The sequence below is a fragment of the Microbacterium sp. Kw_RZR3 genome (assembly GCF_029222405.1).
Taxonomy (GTDB): domain Bacteria; phylum Actinomycetota; class Actinomycetes; order Actinomycetales; family Microbacteriaceae; genus Microbacterium.
In genome coordinates, this window is the sequence record NZ_JARHXC010000149.1 from 1 (window position 1) to 2004 (window position 2004).

Sequence of the window (2004 nt, forward strand, 5' to 3'; positions counted from 1 at the left end):
CGGGCGAGGCGCTACCGCGCGCGGGTGCGCGGGTCCATCGCCTCGCGGAGGGACTCGCCGAGGAGAGTGAAGCCCAGGGCCGTGACGGCGATGCAGATGCCGGGGAGGAACGCCAGCCACGGGGCGATCGCCAGCTCGGCCTGCGCGTAGGTGAGCATGCGGCCCCACTCGGCGGTCTGCGGGAGACCGCCGCCGAGGCCCAGGAACGACAGCGCGGCGGCGTCGATCACAGCGGTCGCGAGCGTCAGGGTGCCCTGCACGATGACCGGGCCGACGCTGTTGGGCAGCACGTGCGTCATCGTGATGGTCCGGCGGCTGAGGCCGAGGGTCTGCGCCGAGAGCACGTAATCGGCGCCACGTTGCTGCAGCATCGATGCCCTCAGAAGGCGCGCGAACACCGGCACCTGCGACGCGCCGATGGCGATCATGATCGCGAGCTGGCTCTGGCCGAGGATTGCGGCGATCGAGACGGCGAGCAGCAGGTTCGGCACCGACAGGAGGATGTCGACGAACCGCATCACGAGCGCGTCGACCCAGCCACCGAACATCCCCGCCAGCAATCCGAGCGCCATTCCGCCCAGAAGACCCAGGGCCGTGGAGATCACCCCGATCTGCAGGGACGCCTGGGCGCCCCAGATGAGCTTGGACAGCACATCGCCGCCGAACCGGTCGAGGCCGAGGGGGAACTCCGCCATCTCGCCCGGGCCGGGGATGTCGGTCGGGGTGATGAAGCGCTGGCCCGGCAGCGACTCGGCCGGGTACGGGGCGAGGAGAGGTGCGAGCGCGGCGACGAGGAGGAACGCCAGCACGATGATCGCGCCGATCCAGGCGACCGGGCTGCGGCGGAGGCGCTGGAACACGTCGTGCCAGAAACCGCCGCGCGCCTGGGCGGCGAGCAGTTGCGAGTCGACCACCGCGTTGTCGTCGACGGGGCCGCCACTGGGGGCGGGAGGGAGGATCGAAGAGCTCACTGGACTCTCACTCTCGGGTCGATGACGCTGTACGACAGGTCGACCAACAGGTTGATGAGCGCGTACGCGATCGCGATGAAGATGATGAAGCCCTGCAGCACCGGGAAGTCGCGCGTGAAGATCGCCCGCGCGAGGAACTGCCCGATACCCGGGAACGCGAACACGGTCTCGGTGAGCACCGCGCCGGAGATGAGCAGGCCCGCCTGCAGTCCCACCGTCGTGATGACGGGGAGCATCGCGTTCCGCAGGATGAAGCGGTTGCGCAGCGTCCCGGTGCCGATGCCCTTCGCGCGGCCCGTACGCACGTAGTCGGCGTTCTGCACCTCCAGCACCGAGGCACGCGTGATGCGCACGATGATGGCGAGCGGAATGGTGCCGAGGGCGATCGCCGGCAGGATCAGGTGGAGGATGGCATCCCACGACGCGTCGAACTCGCCCGTGATCAGGCCGTCGAACACGTACAGGTTCGTGTAGTGCGTCGCGTCGATGCGCGGGTTCTGCCGGCCGTCGGAGGGCAACCAGCCCAGCTGGACAGCGAAGACGTACTTGAGGATGAACGCCAGGAAGAACACCGGGATCGTGATGCCGATGAGGCTGAGCACGACCGCGGTGTGGTCCCAGATCTTGCCGTGCCGGCGCGCCGCCCAGTATCCGAGCGGGATGCCGATGCCCACCGCCACGATGAGCGCGGCGATCGACAGCTCGAGGGTCGCCGGGAACCGGCGGACGAACTCCTCGAGCACGGGCCGGCCCGTCTGGATCGAGGAGCCGAAGTCGCCGGTGGCGAGGCGCCCGAGCCAGGTGAAGTACTGCACGTAGAGCGGCTCGTTGAAGCCGTAGAGCTCGTTGATGCGCTCGACGGCCTCGGGCGTCGCGCGCTCACCAAGAAGGGCGACGGCGGGGCCGCCGGGAAGCGCGCGGACCCAGGCGAAGAGCAGGATCGAGAGGCCGAACAGGGTCGGGATGAGCAGGAGCAGGCGTCTGCCGATGGTGCGGAGCACGGGTTCTCACAGGGTGTCGGGAGCGGGGGGAC

At 69.4% G+C, this 2004-nt stretch carries 2 protein-coding genes; both read right to left on the minus strand.

The features are described from left to right. Positions 1–11: 11 nt before the first annotated feature. Positions 12–914, minus strand: coding sequence for an ABC transporter permease (locus tag P2P98_RS08065; protein ID WP_275798883.1), 903 nt, complete (start codon positions 912–914; stop codon positions 12–14). 53 nt (positions 915–967) lie between these two features. Continuing rightward, complete coding sequence (locus P2P98_RS08070) at positions 968–1972, minus strand: ABC transporter permease (protein ID WP_275798880.1); 1005 nt, start codon at positions 1970–1972, stop codon at positions 968–970. Between the last annotated feature and the right edge of the window lie 32 nt (positions 1973–2004).